This window comes from Scytonema sp. UIC 10036, from assembly GCF_009725235.1.
Genome location: NZ_WJFC01000063.1, coordinates 24,433 through 41,714, shown reverse-complemented (window position 1 = coordinate 41,714; position 17,282 = coordinate 24,433). Strand labels below are relative to the sequence as shown.

Below are 17,282 nucleotides of genomic sequence, written 5' to 3'. Positions count from 1 at the left end.
TTACGCGTAAAAATCCGTTATATCATGTCCGCTTATATACCCTAAATAAAACTCACGCAAAGACGCAAAGGCGCTAAGAAATGAAGAAATTTTTATTATGGTTATGCTAACGGACATTATATTAGTAGGTAGGTTGGGTTGAGGAACGAAACCCAACATTTACGCGTAAAAAGCCATTGGTAGGTAGGTTGGGTTGAGGAACGAAACCCAACATTTACAGGCATTTATTAAGTTCCTCCAGGGCGATCCCAACCCACAAAAATTTTTATCCGAGTAGTATTGAGAAGGGAGTAATTGCGTCTTTACTCTGGCAAATTTCTAATATCAAATAAACACAGATTAGCAAAATGGTAGAATTAATTAAGTGAAAGTAGATCCCATCTGTATTCAAAACTTCAAGCAATTTGATAGGCTAAAAGTCTCATTTAAAAACAAAACCTTAGAAGAGGTAAGCGATCGCTTCCTGATTTTAGGCGACAATGGTAGTGGTAAAACAACTCTCTTACAAGCAGTTGCCCTACCTCTAGCTCTTGCAACTGGACGTAGTCGGAATATAGCTGATTTTGATTGGACGGGATTTTTGCTGGGACTCACCTAAGGATTACCTAATTAAATGAACCGCATTTTGGAGCCAGTGCGTTGCTCTGGTTCCCAGAGTTATAGCAACTGACGTCGCAAAGGACACGAAGAAAGAGAAAAAGAAGATAGGTAATATTATAGTGGGAAGGGAGTAATTGCGTCTTTACTCTTGAAAATTTCTAACATCAAATAAAGACAGGCATACAAAATGGGAGAATTAGTCAGGTGAAAGTTGAGTCCATCTGTATTCAAAACTTCAAGCAGTTTGATAGGCTAGAAGTCTCATTTAAAAACAAAACCTTAGAAGAGGTAAGCGATCGCTTCCTGATTTTAGGCGACAATGGTAGTGGTAAAACAACTCTCTTACAAGCAGTTGCCCTACCTTTAGCTCTTGCAACTGGACGTATTCGGAATATTGCTGATTTTGATTGGACGGGGTTTTTGCCGGGACGATACTGGCGATGGGGGACACCACGGATTGAGTTAGAGGTTTCTTTTGAAGAAAAAGAATTGCTTGCTACCCGTGAAATAGCAAGGAAATGGTACGAAGCTCAGCCGCTTGAACGCAAGTCAGACTCAAAAGAATTTGTTGAACCAGGTAACAGCCCTCTTGTTCGAGTCATTCTTGATGGAGATTTTTGTAAAATTGGAAACTCTAAGGCTGAATCAGAGCAGTTTCGGGGTCGATACTATGCTCAGTGGTTTATTAATAAAGGGGATCAATCTGTCCGTTCTTTGTTTTCTCAATTGCCAGGAGTTTTCTGGTTCGATCAATTTCGCAATCTTGGTTCAAATTCTAATCAGGAATCTGTAGGAGATAGTATAAAAGAGCGTAGTACTGGTATTTCTTTTGAATTTGGTGTAGGTCGTTTGCGTCAGTTTTTAGTTGATTGGAGACGCCGACAAGAATCTGGCAGAAATTATTCAGTAGATTATTTGGGTCAATTAGAAACTCTTTACCAAAAAATCTTTCCCAATCGTTCCTTTTGGGGACTAGAAAATCTCCCTAGTCCTGATTCGCCTACAGAAGAAACTACATATTTTCTCATAGATGATGGACATCGAAGATACGACATTGTAGAAATGTCAGCAGGAGAGCAAACTGTTTTTCTTTTCCTCTATGAATTTGTTAGGCAGCAAATTGCTTATTCGGTTGTACTTATTGATGAAATCGAATTCAATTTACATCCATCAGCAGCACAATTTCTAGTTAGTCAGCTTAACAAAATTGCTCCCACCTGTCAATTTATCTTCACCACTCACTCTAAAGCAGTTAGTGATGTAGTGAGTGAAAGCGACACTTATCGTCTGTTAGGAGGGGCATTGTGCCTGTAAATGTTCTGTATTGTGAGGGAAATTATAAAAGTATTGATATACAGATAATTCGGGAAATATTACCAAAAAATTGTGAGATTCGACCGATTGGTGGAAAACAGCTTTTCGTATCAAGTATTCTAGGAGATCGTGCAATTAATCCAAATTTGGCTGGTCTTTTAGATCGTGATTTTGACTGTCAAAATATGACTCTTAAACGAAGCCCTTGTCCAATCTTTACAAGCAATAATATACAAGTAGGTTGGTCTTGGGAAAGAAAAGAAATTGAGAACTATTTGCTCGACCCAGAAGTGGTTCAACGAGCTTTGGAACGTAAAGCACCACCAATTAATGAGTATCAATCTGCTCTTATGGAAGCAGCAAAATCTATTTCAAACTATACAGCAGCTAGAACTGCTTTGTCATGTTACGGCTTCAAGAATTTTTGGGGAGAGAAAGTTAGTAATACATCACATTGTTTTCCCCGAAGACTGGGTAGAGAAGCTTGCGAGCAGAACATACAGACAATTGTTCAACAATTAAGAGGCGATCGTATAGTTACACCAGAAAATGTTTTAGATAAATTTAGACGATTAGTTCCACTTTTTCAACCTGGGGGCAATAGATTTGAAAACTTTCTAACTTTCTTTGCAGGCAAAGATTTGCTATGTATTATGACTGAAAAGCTTAGGGTATTTGGATTTGAATCTAGTAATTCTCAAATTAGTCCAAGAGATGTGTTTTTAGAACGAATCATCAAAGGTATGGAAAGGAAACAAGAAGTTTGGATTTGGCTGGAAGAGTGGCGGATGTTACGTGAACTGATTATTAACACAGATTTTTCAACTACCTCACCCACCTAAGGACTTCCAAATAAAAAATCTCCTAAAATTTCTTGTGGTGCGGTGCTCACAGCCCGCCACCAGTCTTAGGACGGGCGGGAACGTCCGTCCCACAAGATGGATAATTTATTTCTTGGAAATCCCTAAGATTAAAGTTAATGCGACCACAATTCTTTAATATCTAGAACACTTACCCCCAATTCTGCTGTTGGTCTATCAGACGCACCTTCCCATCGTGATATTCGGGCTTGTAATGTACGGAAATAGGTGTACCTAGAGCCATTTCTAGTGGTTGTGTTAATTCTTTACACGCTTGACCGGGAGCATTACTGACATCAACACTGAGGGTATTGTCTGCTTTAATTAAAATTTCCACATCTCCTGTTTTTCCAGGAGCAGCAACGGAATTGACTGTCAGCAGCAGCCGCAGGTTGCCTGCGGCATCTTCTTGTCGTTGAGCCAATTCCATAAAGTTGCGGTGTAACTCAGACAGGACAATCTCTTCAACCCGTTGACGGGCTGCTGCCCATTCTTGGGCGTTCGCTTGCAGCTGTGCCTGAAAGTGAACTGCATTGGCTTGCATCTGTAACGCATTGGCTTGCATCTGTGCTGCTAAGCGATCGCGCATCATGGGACGGAGATGGGCAATGCTGTAAGTAGAAACGTGAGACATATTATTGACTCCAAAAAAAGCTCTTGATGAGAAATTTTGCCAAAGAGTTTTTAGTTGAAGGTCAGGGAAAAAATCAGGAAGTAAAAGTTTTTTTGATAATCTTGATCCTTTTCCCCTTCTCCCCAACAACTGCTCCAAAAGCTAACGTTGTCTGACTTGTGCGGAAACCATAGGTGGTTGGTTTCGCAATGCTTGAATTAAGTATTTGTAGTATTCTTGGCTGAAATAATTCTGCTCGAGCAGCTGCTTTAAATTGCTTTCCATCATGCTGACTTCTTCTGGAGTCATGGCTCGCCATTGTATGTGTTTGTCAGCGTTGGTAAAGTCAGAGCGCAAGGTGCGGAACATATCGTTCTCTTGTAGCTGGTACTTCACCATCTCACCTGAAGACTTAACAACTTCATGCCCTGCCAAGATCGTAGCTTTAGAAGCATCCTGACGTTTTAGGATAACCATTGGTAGAGCAACTTTACCAGTGACTGGCAGGTTTTGTGTCTTAATCGATTCAACGGATTCAGCAAACTGCTGGCGCTTTTTTAGAAACTCAGTCAACTGGGTAGATGCCGTTTCCAGTAATTTGGCTAATTGTTGCTCGCGTGTCTGTCGAATTTGCTCAATGGTATCAAGTACTGAAGTAAGAAATCCGGTGTGCTGTTTAGAAATACGGCTCTCAACAGTTTTGTGGAAATGGGTTTCCAGGATTTCAAAAATATATTGTCCTAATCGACGAATATCTGTCTGATAACTTTGTCTCACGGTTTGATTCAGATTGTCGTACCGACGCACCACTCGCTGTGTATCTTGCACCGACTTAGAATATCGCTCGTGGAGTCGTTGGGATGCGGTACTAATGGTATCGTTTTCTTCAGCAATAGCCGCGTACTGTTCAAACAGCTTAGTTTGCGCCTCAGCTTCAATCCCTCGATTGACTTCTTGCTGTACTAGGTTAACTGCTAGCTGTACTGCCTGCATCTGTTCTACAGTTACAGCTAAACTATCCTGCATTTGGGCTACAGCCGCGTTAAACCCTTCCGCCATTTCTCGTTGGAGAACGCGGCTATCGTTATGAAACTGATCCCCCAAGCGGTCAATATCTCTGGAGAGTCTTGCCACTTCATGAGCAACTGCACTTGTGTCAACTACGATCGTTCCTTCTGACATCTTTGATTCTCCTTATAATTTGTCAATGAATTTTTGTTCGATGGAATTAGGAGTAAAGAAATATTTAGTGGCATTACGCACTTCATCTGCATAATCGCCTAATTGGCTGCGGCGAATCTGTGCTGTCTCTGCTTCTTCAGACAGTTGGTTTTCTAGCTGGCGTGTGATATTAATAATTTCGTTGGTAGTTAGTCCCTGTCCCCTACTAATGTACTGGCGCATTGCATCAGCAGTTTCCTCAGAGAGAATGCCACGTGCAATGTAGAAGTTGAGCATCATTTCAATTTGCTGCTGGGCAACTCTGGAACTACTACCCATCTTCTCCAGTTGGTCGCGCACCGGGCGAAATTCTTCAGTAAAAAGCTTTGCTTCGTCTCGCAGTAGGGTTACTTCTTGCTCTACATTGGCACGCAGTTCTGCTTCCTTCTCGCGGATAATGCGGTTGCGCTCATCGTGTTTTTCCAACCAGAGGGCATCCCAAATTGGCAGAATTAATTCATCTTTGACTTTGAGCATCCTTGCCCACTGTGCTTGTTCATCATTAAAGCTTTCGCTGCACAGTTGACAAACCCACTCTTGGCGGATTGTGTTGTATTTCAACACCGCGTTGCGCTTGTGTAAATCAATCTTAGGGTCATATTCAGGAATTTCTACAGCCATTCCCCGCATCAGTTCTTCATAAGTTTTTAGCCTGTCTTGCAGAATCGTAAAATGTTCGGCATTGAGGTCTTCCCCCTGCCGTTTTGCCTGCTTGAGGTAGCGCCGAATACTGTCTATAATGCCGCGCAGTCGCCGCAGGTCGTCGCCGCGATGAAGTGTATCAAGTCTATCGGGTGGTACTTGTGTGAGATGTTCTACGGCAACAGGCAACTGAGAGGCGCGGTATTGTTCCACCTGATGGCATTTGGGGCAGTAAAACCGTGTCAGGGGATAGTCGTAAATGCCACGAATGCTATCGAGTCCGTCACTCAAAATATTCATTAGAGAGCGATCGCGTGCTGCTTTAGCTTGAGTAACGCAGGAGTCCATTCGCTCTACAGCGTGATTCATCATTGACTCCACGTTGGTTGCTCCCACTGCCTGCGCTTGTGCTGCCTCTGCGTTTGTCTGTGTTAAACTTTGCACGGCTAGGGAAATAGTGGGGTCATCTTGTGCCAAATGCAGTTCCGGCTGACCATCTTGCAAGTAGCGGGCAAGCATCCGCAAGCTGTGTACCACATCATTATTGGCAGTAAAAGCGGGTAGCTCTGTTTGTATATCAACTGTATCGGTGAAGATTTGATTGGTGATGGATAGCACTTCGCCCATATCTGCCTCAATCCCTGTCAGTCGCGATCTCTCTTGAAGATCCGCTGCCCCAGTTCCAGGTAACAAAATGGGTAGTTCTTCTGGAATTTCCGCCAGCTTGTCGCTCAAAGCTTGCAACCGATTGATGCTATTGGGTATTTCTGGATACACCAGTGGTTGCTTGAGTCGAGTACCAGTAGCATCAACTACCAATTTCCCATCCTCGAACGGCATGACCTCAACAACATAGTGCAACTTCCCTAAATGTGACACGACTTGGGGAATTTGTCGTCGGGGAATATCCTGTTGTTCGGCTTCTAACTCCAAAATTTCTTGCTGCTGTTTTTTACGGGCGGTATATGCCCAAACACCACCACCTGCTAAACCACTCAATCCCAACGGCAAGAAAATGGAGTTTTGAAAGGAGAAGGGTAAAAGAATGGCAGAAATACCTGCCACGATCGCTCCTGATAGATATGCTTTTTTCGCCCGTAGTGCTTGCAAGTCGGATTCAACCTGCTGCGTATCTGCTTTTTGTTTAGCTATAAAGCTTTCCATTGATTGTTGATTTGCCTGGGCAAACGCCAGAGCCAAATCCATGCCATCGTTAACAGGTTTATCGTTCTGAATGATACTAGAAGGAAGTATTTTCATAAGTTGTATTTATATGTTTAGATATTTTCAAAGGTTTGACTAGCAGGAACTGCTCGCTGTTTTGCCCATGTCCGAATAGATTGCAAGTAATCTGCTTGCATATCAGCAAATCGGGGTGTGTTTATAATGATGCGTTTTAGGTCATCAAGGCGAAAAGCACGGGAGTCAAAAAAAGCTTCGTACAGTGCATTGGTGATGGCATCTTCAATTTCTGCACCAATAAATTTGTCAGACAGGTTTGCCAGTTCGTCCAAAATCTGTTCAGTTTCCTGAAAGTCCCCCCTGGCTTCAGGAGAGGTTAAACGTCGCCGCAGATGCACCTTAAAGATTTGTTTGCGCTCTTCTTTACTGGGCAAATCGACAAAGAAAATCTCGTCAAATCGACCTTTACGCAACAATTCCGGTGGTAGGCGGTCTATTTGGTTAGCAGTAGCAAAGACAAATACCAGAGCTTGTTTTTCTTGCATCCAAGTCAGAAAATTACCAAACACACGCCTGGTTGTACCACTGTCGCCTTCACCACCAGAAGCACCGCCTAACCCTTTTTCAATCTCATCCACCCAAAGAATGCACGGCGCTATGGCTTCCGCCGTTTGTAGCGCTCGCCGCATATTGGCCTCACTTTGTCCTACATAAACACCAAAAACGCTACTAATATCAAAGCGCAGTAGTGGTAACTTCCACAAGCTAGAAATTGCTTTAGCAATCAAGCTTTTACCGCAACCAGGCACACCCGTCACCATCACGCCTTTCAGTGCTGGTAAGTTGTAGCGTTTTGCCTCATCCATCCAAGTCCGGTTGCGCTTCTCCAGCCATTTTTTCAAGTTCTCTAACCCTCCCACATCTTCCAGCTTGAAGTCCGAACCGACGTATTCTAAAGCACCACTTTTCTTGAGAATTTGCTGTTTCTGTGCCAGGATAAAATCTACATCAGAAGCTTCCAAAACACCATTACTTGCCATTGCCCTTGCAAAGGTTCCTTCAGCTTCTTGCTGTGTTAAACCTAAAGCAGCTTTACATAGCTGTTGTTTGTCTTCTTCTGTTAAAAATACTTGGACTCCACCAGCACCTTTTTGCTTGAGAATCAACCTATCCAAAGCTGTGCGAATTTCCATCTGTGTAGGTGGCGGAAAATCCATCACCATCACGTCCTTTTGTAAGGACTGTGGTAGGTTAACAATAGGTGAGGTAATGACAAGTGTACGTGCTAAATTAGCATTTCGCAGCGACATACCTACTTCCCGTAGTCGTCGCACAATCCTGTCGTTGTCTGGGGTACGGTGTTGGTCATCTAGATAGATGTGGAAATCTAACAGGACGTAGAGGGAACTATTGGCAGATTTTTCAATATGGTCAAGTAGCTGATAAGGTGATAGCAATGAGGAGTCAATTTGCCCATCAGGATATTTTTTTAATCCTTGGGTGTGCGACCAAACATATAAAGGGCGATTTAGACCATTTTTCCCACTGTCAGCACAAAGGTCTTTCAACATCACCAATGCTCGTTCTTCTTCAAATGTTTGCAGGTAAATTAGTGGAAATCGGGCGCGGATAATTTCTGATAATTCTTTAGGAAAATGACACTTCATAGCAGCATATTTAATTGAATTAAGTTAGGCACGAGGAAGTAGAAAATTAGGAGGACAAGCAGCTATGTTGAGAGAAGGCAAAGAAAAAGCTGAATCTGACTTTCGGACTGACACTTCATCTCATTTGCCATTCTCCCTGTGGCAAGAGTCCTTGTAACATTTGCAAGACGGCTGCGGGTGGATCTCCAGTAAGAATAAGTTGTTCATCCTGAATCAGGATTTCAAAGTCCCGATGATAATTGTTAACTTGCGATCGCCACTGTGCATATCGTTCAGTCAAAAAGTGAATCTGCTGGTTGTATGAACCTCGCCACAGCAACGAAGCCTCTGACTCCGCCACAAATTCCCCGTCTACTAGCAAATCGCAGCAAGCAAGCAAATCTGTTTGGGGAGAACCCATGCGGGTTAACTCTGTTAAAGTCCAACCGCTGTATGCCATCACGCTTAATCCATGTTGGCGGATTTCGGCACATAAATTAGATAAAGGTTCGGCTTGGGAAAACGGTTCTCCCCCTAAAAGAGTTATCCCTTCGATAGCATCGGACTGGGTTAACTTCTCTAAAGCCTGCGCCACAGTCCACACTGTTCCGCCTTTAAACGAGAGAAAATCAGGGTTCCAACAGCCTGAACAACGCTTTGGACATCCCTGCACCCACAGTACAGCCCGACAGCCAGGACCGTTGCTGTAGCTTTCAGGGAGATAGGTTGCTACTTGAATTTGAAATGATGTACTCATCGCTAACTCATTGAGTGTTATGCCGATTTTGGATTTTAGGTGCTAGATTGTGAAAGTCAGTCATGATGAAGTTTAGTATCAAAGCTCTCCAAGTCACAGCATCTCAACGGTCATTTCCAGTAACTCTTTTTCTTCCGGTCGGAGTTTTTCTGGCCATGCTTCTCGCGCTTGTTGCTGTGAGGATTTATCTAGGTGTTCATACATCAGGAGTTCTTTCAAAAACAATTCCACTTGTCTAATTTCTCGTTCAATGGGTGCTAGGTTAAGGGCACGCTGAGCCAGGTTAAGTGCATACAAAATTCGGCCATCTTCCGTATGGTGGGGATGGATATCGGCTGGTCCCAAACACACCTGATGATAACCACACTGACCAGTAACAAAAGGTTCACAGGCAATCCCCCCTTCCTGAAAAGCACATCCCAACTGAGTTGAGCGGCATAGGGCAAGGTAACGCAGTTCGGCTGGTATTGTTTCACCATTGGGCAGCATCAGGTCTGCAAATTGAATTGGTTCTAACGAAGTGGCATAAGGTAACCAGCAACCATTGCGCCCTTTCAAAATCACTCGTCCCCCAGAGAGTGCCACAAAGTTACTGTTTTCCAGTCGTAGGGTTTCTTCTGCAAAAATGGAACCAACAATGATGGAGTTCACCAAAGACACTTCTCGCGCTCGTACATTACCAAAAATTAGTGCATTGTCCAATTTGACACTATCGCTCACTACATCACCTCGCACTACAACACTGGCTTTACTGGTGTGGCTGACGACAGTTTCTTGAATTGCTTTACCAGATTCGGTAATGGCAATTGATAGCGTTGCATTCATCCCAGAAAGAAACTTCAACGGTGGGCTTCCTGGCTGGGGATGAGAAAGGGTAATTTCTGCTGTCGCCAGCACCGGACCGATAACGGTTCCACCTCCAATATTGGTTATGTTCTGGGCAAATAATCCACCGTTGAGGTACAAAGGAGTATGTAAGACTACATTTCGTACTATCTCCGCTTGGCTAGAAGGATAAAAAGAGCCTTCCATATCTCCACTTAGTTGAACGTTATTTTTATCAATTTGTTGTCTCACTTGTCTCTCCAGCTATGTCTTAACAATGTATGAATGGTGTGCAATTAACCTATTACTCTGATGTATTCGCTACTATCGTCTTTGCCATCACCTGATGACTGCAATTCTGACTAATATAAAATGTTTGATGCTATACATATACTGATAAATCAGTCCTAAATAAAACCAATCTTATCAAAGTACATAAAGTTTCCCTTTTATGCTCCAAAACGAAATATGTGACCAACAAGAAGGAAGAGATAAAAATGCAGGCGGAATACAGTTATGAATGGAGAAAAAGACCAAATTAACCACCTATCCATTAGACCTGTAAAACTTATATGAAATCTTCCGGCTAACAAATTTCCTAAATAGGCTAAAACTGCATAAGCTATAAACACTATCAGCACCAAATTGATAAAATTTGCAGTAGCGAATATACGTCCTGAAATCAGAATATATTCAACTAAAGTACAATAAGTGTTTAAGAGTAACCAAACAATGACAGGAAATATTAATAAAAATACAAATTTCGATCTAATGTGGTAGTTGAACATTAACACACATCCTATAATTGGATAATATAGCTGCATTCCATATCCCAAAAAAACTAAAAATGTTTTTAAAATAATTACAGTGGAGTTAGGCTGATATTTAGAAATTAGAATTGAAATAATTAAGCTAATTATTAACCAGCTAGCTAAAACCAAAATTGGTAAATAAAATCTCCCTCTACCAAGCTCTAAAGAAGGATATTTACGTCGTAAAATACTTAAAATTTCTCCATTAGAAACTAAAGGTTTTTGTTTCTGTATGTCTCGTAGCGATCGCAATATTTCTCTAATTGTTTCAGCATCTACACCCTGATAAGTAATGTTATCACCAAGGTTAATTGAGCCTGTAGAATTTCCAATATTTACGGCATATTTATTACCTATTTGGATAACATCTTGATTCGTGTTACTATCAATTGCATCTCTCAAAATATGAACATCTTTTTTTGTTAATCTACCTTTAATAAGGCGTTCAAAAATTGATTTGATATTATCGGAATTTATCATCCTTTACCTCTGTTACATATGGAGTTAATTCACTACCAAAATCTAAAAAATCTAGGAAATATTCTATCTCCATATCTAAGTCCATAAAAAACCATCCACAAAGCAATAAAAAAGGGAGCGATAATTGGGTATAAGAACCAAACTATCCAATAGTTGCGAACTTCGGAAAATCGCCAACGATATTGAAATACACCTTGCAAAAATATTCCTAAAAAACCATAAATCGTGGCAGCCAAAAATAAAATAACCCAATAGTATATAAAATCAGCTAAATTTTTAATGATTAATGAGTTAGATGTTTGTGTAAATAATAAGATAATTAAGCCAAGCAAGCTGAGAATTAACCAACTTACTAAAACTTGCCATTGAAAAGGAACTCCGGGTCGATTACGAACTAAGGATTGTTGCTGTAAGTAGCGTAATGCTTCTGTATTAGATACAAAAGGTTGCTGTCGCTGCATATCTCGTAGCGATCGCAATATTTCTCTAATTGTTTCAGCATCTACACCTTGATAAGTGATATTATCCCCAAGGTTGATAGGACCTGTAGCATGACCAATACTGACAGCATATTTATTGCCTATCTGAACAACATCTGGATTAGTGTTTCTAGCAATCGAATTTCGTAAAATTTGAATGTCCGTTTCTGTGAAACTTCCTGTAGTCAAACGTTCCAAAATACCTTCTATGTCATAAGGATTTGTCATGCTAGTTTAATTGAAATGCCTATTTAACGAATGCAGACCTATTTATATATCACGATATTAATACCATAAACACAGTTGTTTTAGGGACACAAGATGATTGTGTCCCTAACAAAATATGTTTAGCCGCACAACAGTGAAATAGTATTACATACAGCTGATAAACACCCAAGTGTGATTGCTAATTTCTAGATGCTATACAAAATTCATCTAGGAAATGATTAATGATTTTTACCATAATTGTATGTATCTCCTATATTTGAAGTATCAACTTGGCCCTGATTGACAGCATACTTATTATCTTTTTGGATTACTCTTCGATCTATTTTTGTGTTTTCAGGATTAGTTTGGCGAACAGCATGAGCAATAGCATTGATGATATTTGCTACTTCTGGATTGATACTTGCCACAGTTTCTAAATCTTTGCTAACATCCACGGCTTGCTGTGTATCTTGTACTCTCTGGAGAGCACTTGCGATGTGCGGATGTTTGTCCAAAAGCAGTCGCATCAATTGACCACCTTTTTCCACTACTAACTTGTCTACAATGACTTCGCCTGTTCTTTCAAAGCCTTTGGTGATGACCAGAGTAGCAATTGCTGCTGCTGTCAGTGATGCCAGTTCCATAAAATGTACATCCTCTCTATTATTTTTGTATCATTTGATGCCATAAACAATCACAATTTTTGATGCGCCCTGGGATCGACGTTTATGGCTACGATCAAACGCTCATTGATGCTGCTTTATATGACGACGAGTTTGTCAATTACCTCAAAGTCTGAAAAAATTCCAAGAACAGTAACTGGAAACATCGCTTTTAGGTTAGCGATCGCTTAATCTTACAATTATCATTCTCTTGTCCACTGGAACCTCCAATTTAATCTTTTTTTTATACTTTATTATTCTTTGATTCCAGCAATATTTCGATTGACAAAATTAATATTATCCTATATTATGCTGAGGTGTCAACCGCTGAATAGTGTAAGTGTTAATTTTCTCACTTTTATTTATATATGCTACTCAAAGTCTGACTTAACGATCTGTTGCTATTTAACCGAAATGTGTATAGCCTATAACGATCAACCCCTGCTTACGCCCTTATTTGCTTTTGTCTTCTAGCGTCACTACAGGCAGCAAGACTAGTCAGTAAGAGCGCAAATACTGTACTTGGTTCAGGTATTTTTTCTGGGGAAGGTGTCGGTATCGGAGTTGGTTGCACTACTGAATTATTTTCGGAAAGCCTATCGGCAAAAGTATACCCAAATTCCCTTTGAATTTGTTGAGCAAAAGCGTCGGAAAAGATTGTTGCTGTATTTAGGTAGGTTACTTCCGTCAATTCATTACTACCAACCTCCACCGACCAGGAAAAACCACCAAGAATGTCGTAAGTCTTATCCCCAAAGTCAGCAACGAGAAATGTTGCGAAATCGACTTTAGTGCCTGCAGAATCGCTGGGAAAGTCTTCAAATACGAGGGTTGATCCCTCATAGCTGGTGCTTAGCAGAAAACCAGAACCCCAATCCCTAGTATTGGTAGGTGGAGGAGATACTTCATCCCAGTGCCAAGGTATATCATCTGACCAGTGGGTGCTATACCCATTTTTGGGAAAATCGATGTATGGTGCAGCGAGTAGGTTGCCATTAGCATCCGACAGGGGATTGTTATCACTTGTGATGATTTGAAACCAGTTGAAGTGATCCACCCCAAGGAATGTCTCTAGTTCTTCTAGGGTCGCTGTCTTATCATTGTTGTTCGGTTGAGTGACCTCGAAACCTCCTGTAAGCCCCTCATTATTCACCTGCTCGCTAAATTTGTCAACCTCAACTCCTATCTTACCGATGTTTCGTTATTGACTCGATTAATAGGGGCGATCGCTGCAAAAGCTGCCGTATTCAATAAGGCGTCTAGTAAAATAGCCAGACTAAAGGTCGAGAAAGGCTTGGTGCTAAATTTCCGCAGATTGTTTTTCATTGAATTCCTATTTTTTCTAGATATGCATAATAAACACCAAAGTTATTTCGCTTATTTTCTTCTGAAGAAGTTAACTTTAGTATTGCTTTTTACTCGTTATTTAAAAATAAAAAAAAGCTAATATATAAACAGTGTTTTTCAGCCATTTGAGGGATAAATTAACATATTTGTCTGGCGCTGTAAATTTATTTACTAACAATAATTATAGCGGTTTTCACTTGAATGCAGTACAGATTTACCCGCGTTTGTCTGCTACAGGCTGCGGTTCATAACTTTTTTATGTATTGCACCCAATTGAAAACTGCTATATTCGTTTTGCTATCTCTAGAGAGTAAACGCAAGCTTTCGGATATATCTGCTATTTAAAATTCCGACTTGATGTGGGGTGTCAATCTCATTGAGCGGCAATCAAAATTTCTTTGACACAGGTTAGCGCTGATTCCAAAGCACCTTGTATCCAAGCATGATCTGTTGAAGCGTGTTCTCCAGCAAAATAAATGCGACCTTCAGGTGCAATGACATCTTTGTATAAACTTGTCTGCTGATAAGGCGACAAGAATGTGAATGCTCCACCACTCCAAGGGTGGTTGTCCCAAGACCAACTTACCATTTTGTCTAACACTCCATTCTGATTAATCTGAGGATGGATTTTGCTCAGCCACTGCTGAGTTTGGGAGTGTCGTTCCTGAGGAGGTAAATCCCCCAAACGGCGTGCCTGACTTCCCCAAGTATAAGAAGCCAACATCACGGCTGGACTAGCTGAAATGTTGGGGTCTTTAGCCTGTGCATTGTCTGAAGGATAGTAGGTAGTAGAAATTGGCAAATCACTAAACGAACCACCGCCATAGATGCCATCGTCTGTTTCCCAGAAACGACGGTTTGCGATCGCGAGCACTTTTGTCGAAGAATCATACGTCAAATCGCGAATAGCTCTTTTCTTAGCTCCAGAAAAAGGAGTCTCAAGCCGCGCTAGCACGGGAAAGGGAATCGTACAGATTACAAAATCTCCCTCTTCCGATTTGGTTTGACCATCTTCGACATAAATTGCTGTTGCTTTGTTTCCTGCGTCATCCCGTTCTATGGCGATGACTTCGCAGCCCAATTTTGGTTGAGACTTGAGTTTAGCTGCTAGTGCTTTGGGTAAAACGTCTGAACCGCCAACAATCTCTTCTAAGTTGGAATAATTTCCTGCATCACGTATGTGACCAAGGGCAGAGAAGTACATTTCCGAACCTAGTAAGCCGTAAGCTGCTGACAACATCTCAATAGCATCAGTTGAGAGTCCTGCGGCACGGCATAATTGCATCAATGATTTTTCATCCAACTCGCGCACAGCAGCGCTTTGAATTGACGTAGCAAATATCTCTTCTTTTTCTTTTTCGCTGAGGTTGTTGACATAACTATCAACAGCTGTAGCCCAAACATCATCAGGGGTCAACTGCTTCTCATTACCCTTGAGTTCATAGATGGAACTAAGCCGTGTCACCTCTGCGACTCGCAAGCGCTCACCTCGCATATAGTAATATCCATTGGGATTGCCACTCACAAAGTTACGCAGTTGCAAACCACATTCTTTGATGTAATGATGCGTTAAATCATGGCTTTTTGGAATTCGCATTGCGCCCGCTTCCCCATACAAACCATCTTCAAATCGTAAAGTGCGAACGCGACCCCCAATATGACTGCGATCGGCTTCCAGAATGACGCAGGTATGCCCGCGTTTTTCTAATTCACAAGCAGCACAAAGTCCAGCCATCCCTGCTCCCAAAATCACAACCTTTAATGGTCTGCCTGACTGGGGAAGGTTATCTAGGTCACTTAAAATTCCCTTGGACTTGCTCGCTGCCTTACTCTTGGCTTTAGTTAAACTTTTTAATTCTGGGTAAATATTAAATTCATTTAAGATTTTTTGATATTTAAATTTTTCTGAAGCTGTTGCTCTACTTAAATCTCTTACTTGACTTAATCCTGAAGTTAATGTAACTCCTCCTGCTAAACCAAGACTGCGTAAAAACCAACGACGGTTGAAGGAAAAAAATTTGTTTGGTTGACTCATAATTAATAGTAAAAGGACTTGATATTTGACTCAATTAATCCATGACTCTCTTTCCGCTCTAAAATTACCGAATTTTGTAGGCGGGGCTATGCCACACATTTGCTGTTGTGCGGCACAGTCCTACCTACGTGTTTAGGGAATCCTTATAGAGCCACAATCAATACTGGGCGATTATTTCCTCAAGAGTTTGTGGTAGAGCAAAGATACAAGCTTAAACTAAAAATGGAAATTATCATCAGTTGCTCTACAGTAAATATACAGAGGTTTGATTGCGATCGCAAGTTTTTTTTGCTTTATATTTTAAGTAATAAATACATAATCTGAAACAATGGCTGTAACCTGCTGTACAACTTAATTTAAACCTGGTAATTACTGAGTACAGGATTGAAAGTTAACTAATTCGTTACTGACTTATGACTGAGTTGCTGGTAGAATCTTACGAATGTATAGTGATGTGAGAGCAAAATACTGGTGACGATATCATAACTTTGCACTTTCAAGCAATGTCATGATTAGACTTTAGTGAGAATGGACATGAGAGTGATTGGAACGCTCATAATGTTGGCTTCAGTTTTTGTATCTGTTCTATCAATATCCTATTTGATAGGTAAAAATTTACCGTGTCCAGTTTCCCGATTTCTTTGAGAAGTCAGGGATCTGACTTTTCATAAATAATTTAGGCTGGCTATAGCAACTTTTATTTATTAGATAGAGGATATATTGTTTATGTAAAGTTAAATTAGATGATAAATCTAGAACAGTTCGGTAACGCGAACTGAGAGACATGACAGCTATTCTACCTATTGCTCAACAAACAGAGCCATTTTATCCCAGTGCTGATGGAGAACCCGTGGCAGAGACCTACGACCACCTATATTCTTTATTAACAACCCTAGAAGTACTCCGACAGTATTTAGCGCCACGTCAAGCAACTGTACTGGGAAATCAATTTCTCTACTACGCTCAAGGTTTTCCCAAGCTACGAATCGCACCAGATGTGATGGTGATTTTTGATGTGCCACCCGGTGGTCGCGATAATTATAAGATATGGGTAGAGGGTCAGGTACCGAGTGTAATTTTTGAAATGACCTCACCAGGAACAAAAGACACTGACAAAATTTTGAAAAAAACATTATACGAACAGCTTGGTGTGAAGGAGTACTGGTTATTCGATCCCAAAGGCGAGTGGATAGAAGAAAAACTACGGGGATATCGCCTGCGAGGGGAAATTTACGAATTGATTGAGGATAGCCGTAGCGAACCATTACAGTTACGCTTGCTTGTAGAAGAAAAGCTTATCGGTTTTTATCGTGAGGATACAGGGGAAAAGTTACTGTTACCTGATGAGCTGGCTTCTGCGTTACATGAGGAAGTCATAGCAAGACAGCAAGCGGAGGAACGCGCCGAACAGGAACGTCAACGCGCCGAACAGGAACGTCAACGCGCCGAACAGGCAGAATTACAGGTACAACAGTTAAAGGAGCAATTGCGCTCTTTAGGTGTCGATCCCAATACTTTGCCGTAGGAGCAAATTTTCATAAGAAAATGAATACCTTAGGAGAGGCTCCGCCCTAGTGTGCGACTAGCGATCGCTCGGCGG

Annotated in this window: 17 protein-coding genes; 5 read left to right on the top strand and 12 right to left on the bottom strand. The window is 41.3% G+C overall.

Annotation, left to right across the window (positions count from 1 at the left end; all coding sequences use genetic code 11):
- Window positions 1–364: 364 nt before the first annotated feature.
- From F7734_RS26950 to F7734_RS26940, 3 genes are all read left to right on the top strand, one after another.
- Entirely contained in the window at window positions 365–598 is a 234-nt protein-coding gene (locus F7734_RS26950) for an ATP-binding protein (protein ID WP_347566290.1), read from the top strand.
- Window positions 599–804: 206 nt separating this feature from the next.
- Complete coding sequence (locus F7734_RS66280) at window positions 805–1,914, top strand: ATP-binding protein (RefSeq protein ID WP_166482172.1); 1,110 nt, start codon at window positions 805–807, stop codon at window positions 1,912–1,914.
- The gene (locus tag F7734_RS26940; protein WP_166482171.1) at window positions 1,905–2,756 is read left to right on the top strand and encodes a hypothetical protein; all 852 of its coding nucleotides are present in this window, start codon (window positions 1,905–1,907) and stop codon (window positions 2,754–2,756) included. Before F7734_RS66280 ends, F7734_RS26940 begins: the two co-directional genes overlap by 10 nt.
- A 169-nt stretch (window positions 2,757–2,925) precedes the next feature.
- Here the strand turns inward: F7734_RS26940 and F7734_RS26935 are convergent, their stop codons facing one another.
- From F7734_RS26935 to F7734_RS26895, 9 genes are all read right to left on the bottom strand, one after another.
- Window positions 2,926–3,408: a DUF2997 domain-containing protein gene (locus F7734_RS26935; RefSeq protein WP_155747694.1), complete on the bottom strand. Its 483-nt coding sequence runs from the start codon at window positions 3,406–3,408 to the stop codon at window positions 2,926–2,928.
- Window positions 3,409–3,549: 141 nt separating this feature from the next.
- On the bottom strand, window positions 3,550–4,569 hold the full coding sequence (locus F7734_RS26930; protein WP_155747693.1) for a hypothetical protein: 1,020 nt from the start codon (window positions 4,567–4,569) through the stop codon (window positions 3,550–3,552).
- Between the two features lie 12 nt (window positions 4,570–4,581).
- On the bottom strand, window positions 4,582–6,510 hold the full coding sequence (locus F7734_RS26925) for a hypothetical protein (protein ID WP_155747692.1): 1,929 nt from the start codon (window positions 6,508–6,510) through the stop codon (window positions 4,582–4,584).
- 17 nt (window positions 6,511–6,527) lie between these two features.
- A complete protein-coding gene (locus F7734_RS26920; RefSeq protein WP_155747691.1) occupies window positions 6,528–8,099 on the bottom strand; it encodes an AAA family ATPase in 1,572 nt (523 codons plus the stop codon).
- A 115-nt stretch (window positions 8,100–8,214) separates the two neighbouring features.
- A complete protein-coding gene (locus F7734_RS26915) occupies window positions 8,215–8,835 on the bottom strand; it encodes a 4Fe-4S single cluster domain-containing protein (RefSeq protein WP_155747690.1) in 621 nt (206 codons plus the stop codon).
- A gap of 93 nt (window positions 8,836–8,928) precedes the next feature.
- Entirely contained in the window at window positions 8,929–9,912 is a 984-nt protein-coding gene (locus F7734_RS26910; RefSeq protein WP_155747689.1) for a hypothetical protein, read from the bottom strand.
- Window positions 9,913–10,109: 197 nt separating this feature from the next.
- Complete coding sequence (locus F7734_RS26905) at window positions 10,110–10,952, bottom strand: hypothetical protein (RefSeq protein WP_155747688.1); 843 nt, start codon at window positions 10,950–10,952, stop codon at window positions 10,110–10,112.
- A gap of 32 nt (window positions 10,953–10,984) precedes the next feature.
- Window positions 10,985–11,659, bottom strand: a complete 675-nt coding sequence (locus F7734_RS26900; protein WP_155747687.1) for a hypothetical protein — start codon at window positions 11,657–11,659, stop codon at window positions 10,985–10,987.
- A 218-nt stretch (window positions 11,660–11,877) separates the two neighbouring features.
- Window positions 11,878–12,282, bottom strand: coding sequence for a hypothetical protein (locus tag F7734_RS26895; protein WP_155747686.1), 405 nt, complete (start codon window positions 12,280–12,282; stop codon window positions 11,878–11,880).
- Window positions 12,283–12,366: 84 nt separating this feature from the next.
- Between F7734_RS26895 and F7734_RS65510 the strand changes: the two genes are divergently transcribed.
- Window positions 12,367–12,492 (top strand): hypothetical protein, encoded by a 126-nt coding sequence (locus F7734_RS65510; RefSeq protein WP_279239766.1) that lies wholly within the window; start codon window positions 12,367–12,369, stop codon window positions 12,490–12,492.
- Window positions 12,493–12,745: 253 nt separating this feature from the next.
- On the opposite strand, the gene F7734_RS26890 is transcribed toward F7734_RS65510, so the two are convergent.
- The 3 genes from F7734_RS26890 to F7734_RS26880 form a co-directional block, all read right to left on the bottom strand.
- On the bottom strand, window positions 12,746–13,453 hold the full coding sequence (locus F7734_RS26890) for a hypothetical protein (protein ID WP_155747685.1): 708 nt from the start codon (window positions 13,451–13,453) through the stop codon (window positions 12,746–12,748).
- A 29-nt stretch (window positions 13,454–13,482) separates the two neighbouring features.
- Window positions 13,483–13,626, bottom strand: coding sequence for a hypothetical protein (locus F7734_RS26885; RefSeq protein WP_155747684.1), 144 nt, complete (start codon window positions 13,624–13,626; stop codon window positions 13,483–13,485).
- A 394-nt stretch (window positions 13,627–14,020) separates the two neighbouring features.
- Window positions 14,021–15,682, bottom strand: a complete 1,662-nt coding sequence (locus F7734_RS26880; protein ID WP_155747683.1) for an FAD-dependent oxidoreductase — start codon at window positions 15,680–15,682, stop codon at window positions 14,021–14,023.
- A 784-nt stretch (window positions 15,683–16,466) separates the two neighbouring features.
- Between F7734_RS26880 and F7734_RS26875 the strand changes: the two genes are divergently transcribed.
- The gene (locus F7734_RS26875; RefSeq protein ID WP_155747682.1) at window positions 16,467–17,207 is read left to right on the top strand and encodes a Uma2 family endonuclease; all 741 of its coding nucleotides are present in this window, start codon (window positions 16,467–16,469) and stop codon (window positions 17,205–17,207) included.
- Window positions 17,208–17,282 lie beyond the last annotated feature (75 nt).

What these genes read in the sequence shown, in the direction of transcription:
- F7734_RS26935 (WP_155747694.1), bottom strand. Translation starts at nt 3,408, where the DNA reads ATGTCTCACGTTTCTACTTACAGCATTGCCCATCTCCGTCCCATGATG.
- F7734_RS26930 (WP_155747693.1), bottom strand. Translation starts at nt 4,569, where the DNA reads ATGTCAGAAGGAACGATCGTAGTTGACACAAGTGCAGTTGCTCATGAA.
- F7734_RS26925 (WP_155747692.1), bottom strand. Translation starts at nt 6,510, where the DNA reads ATGAAAATACTTCCTTCTAGTATCATTCAGAACGATAAACCTGTTAAC.
- F7734_RS26920 (WP_155747691.1), bottom strand. Translation starts at nt 8,099, where the DNA reads ATGAAGTGTCATTTTCCTAAAGAATTATCAGAAATTATCCGCGCCCGA.
- F7734_RS26915 (WP_155747690.1), bottom strand. Translation starts at nt 8,835, where the DNA reads ATGAGTACATCATTTCAAATTCAAGTAGCAACCTATCTCCCTGAAAGC.
- F7734_RS26905 (WP_155747688.1), bottom strand. Translation starts at nt 10,952, where the DNA reads ATGATAAATTCCGATAATATCAAATCAATTTTTGAACGCCTTATTAAA.
- F7734_RS26900 (WP_155747687.1), bottom strand. Translation starts at nt 11,659, where the DNA reads ATGACAAATCCTTATGACATAGAAGGTATTTTGGAACGTTTGACTACA.
- F7734_RS26895 (WP_155747686.1), bottom strand. Translation starts at nt 12,282, where the DNA reads ATGGAACTGGCATCACTGACAGCAGCAGCAATTGCTACTCTGGTCATC.
- F7734_RS65510 (WP_279239766.1), top strand. Translation starts at nt 12,367, where the DNA reads ATGGCTACGATCAAACGCTCATTGATGCTGCTTTATATGACGACGAGT.
- F7734_RS26885 (WP_155747684.1), bottom strand. Translation starts at nt 13,626, where the DNA reads ATGAAAAACAATCTGCGGAAATTTAGCACCAAGCCTTTCTCGACCTTT.
- F7734_RS26880 (WP_155747683.1), bottom strand. Translation starts at nt 15,682, where the DNA reads ATGAGTCAACCAAACAAATTTTTTTCCTTCAACCGTCGTTGGTTTTTA.
- F7734_RS26875 (WP_155747682.1), top strand. Translation starts at nt 16,467, where the DNA reads ATGACAGCTATTCTACCTATTGCTCAACAAACAGAGCCATTTTATCCC.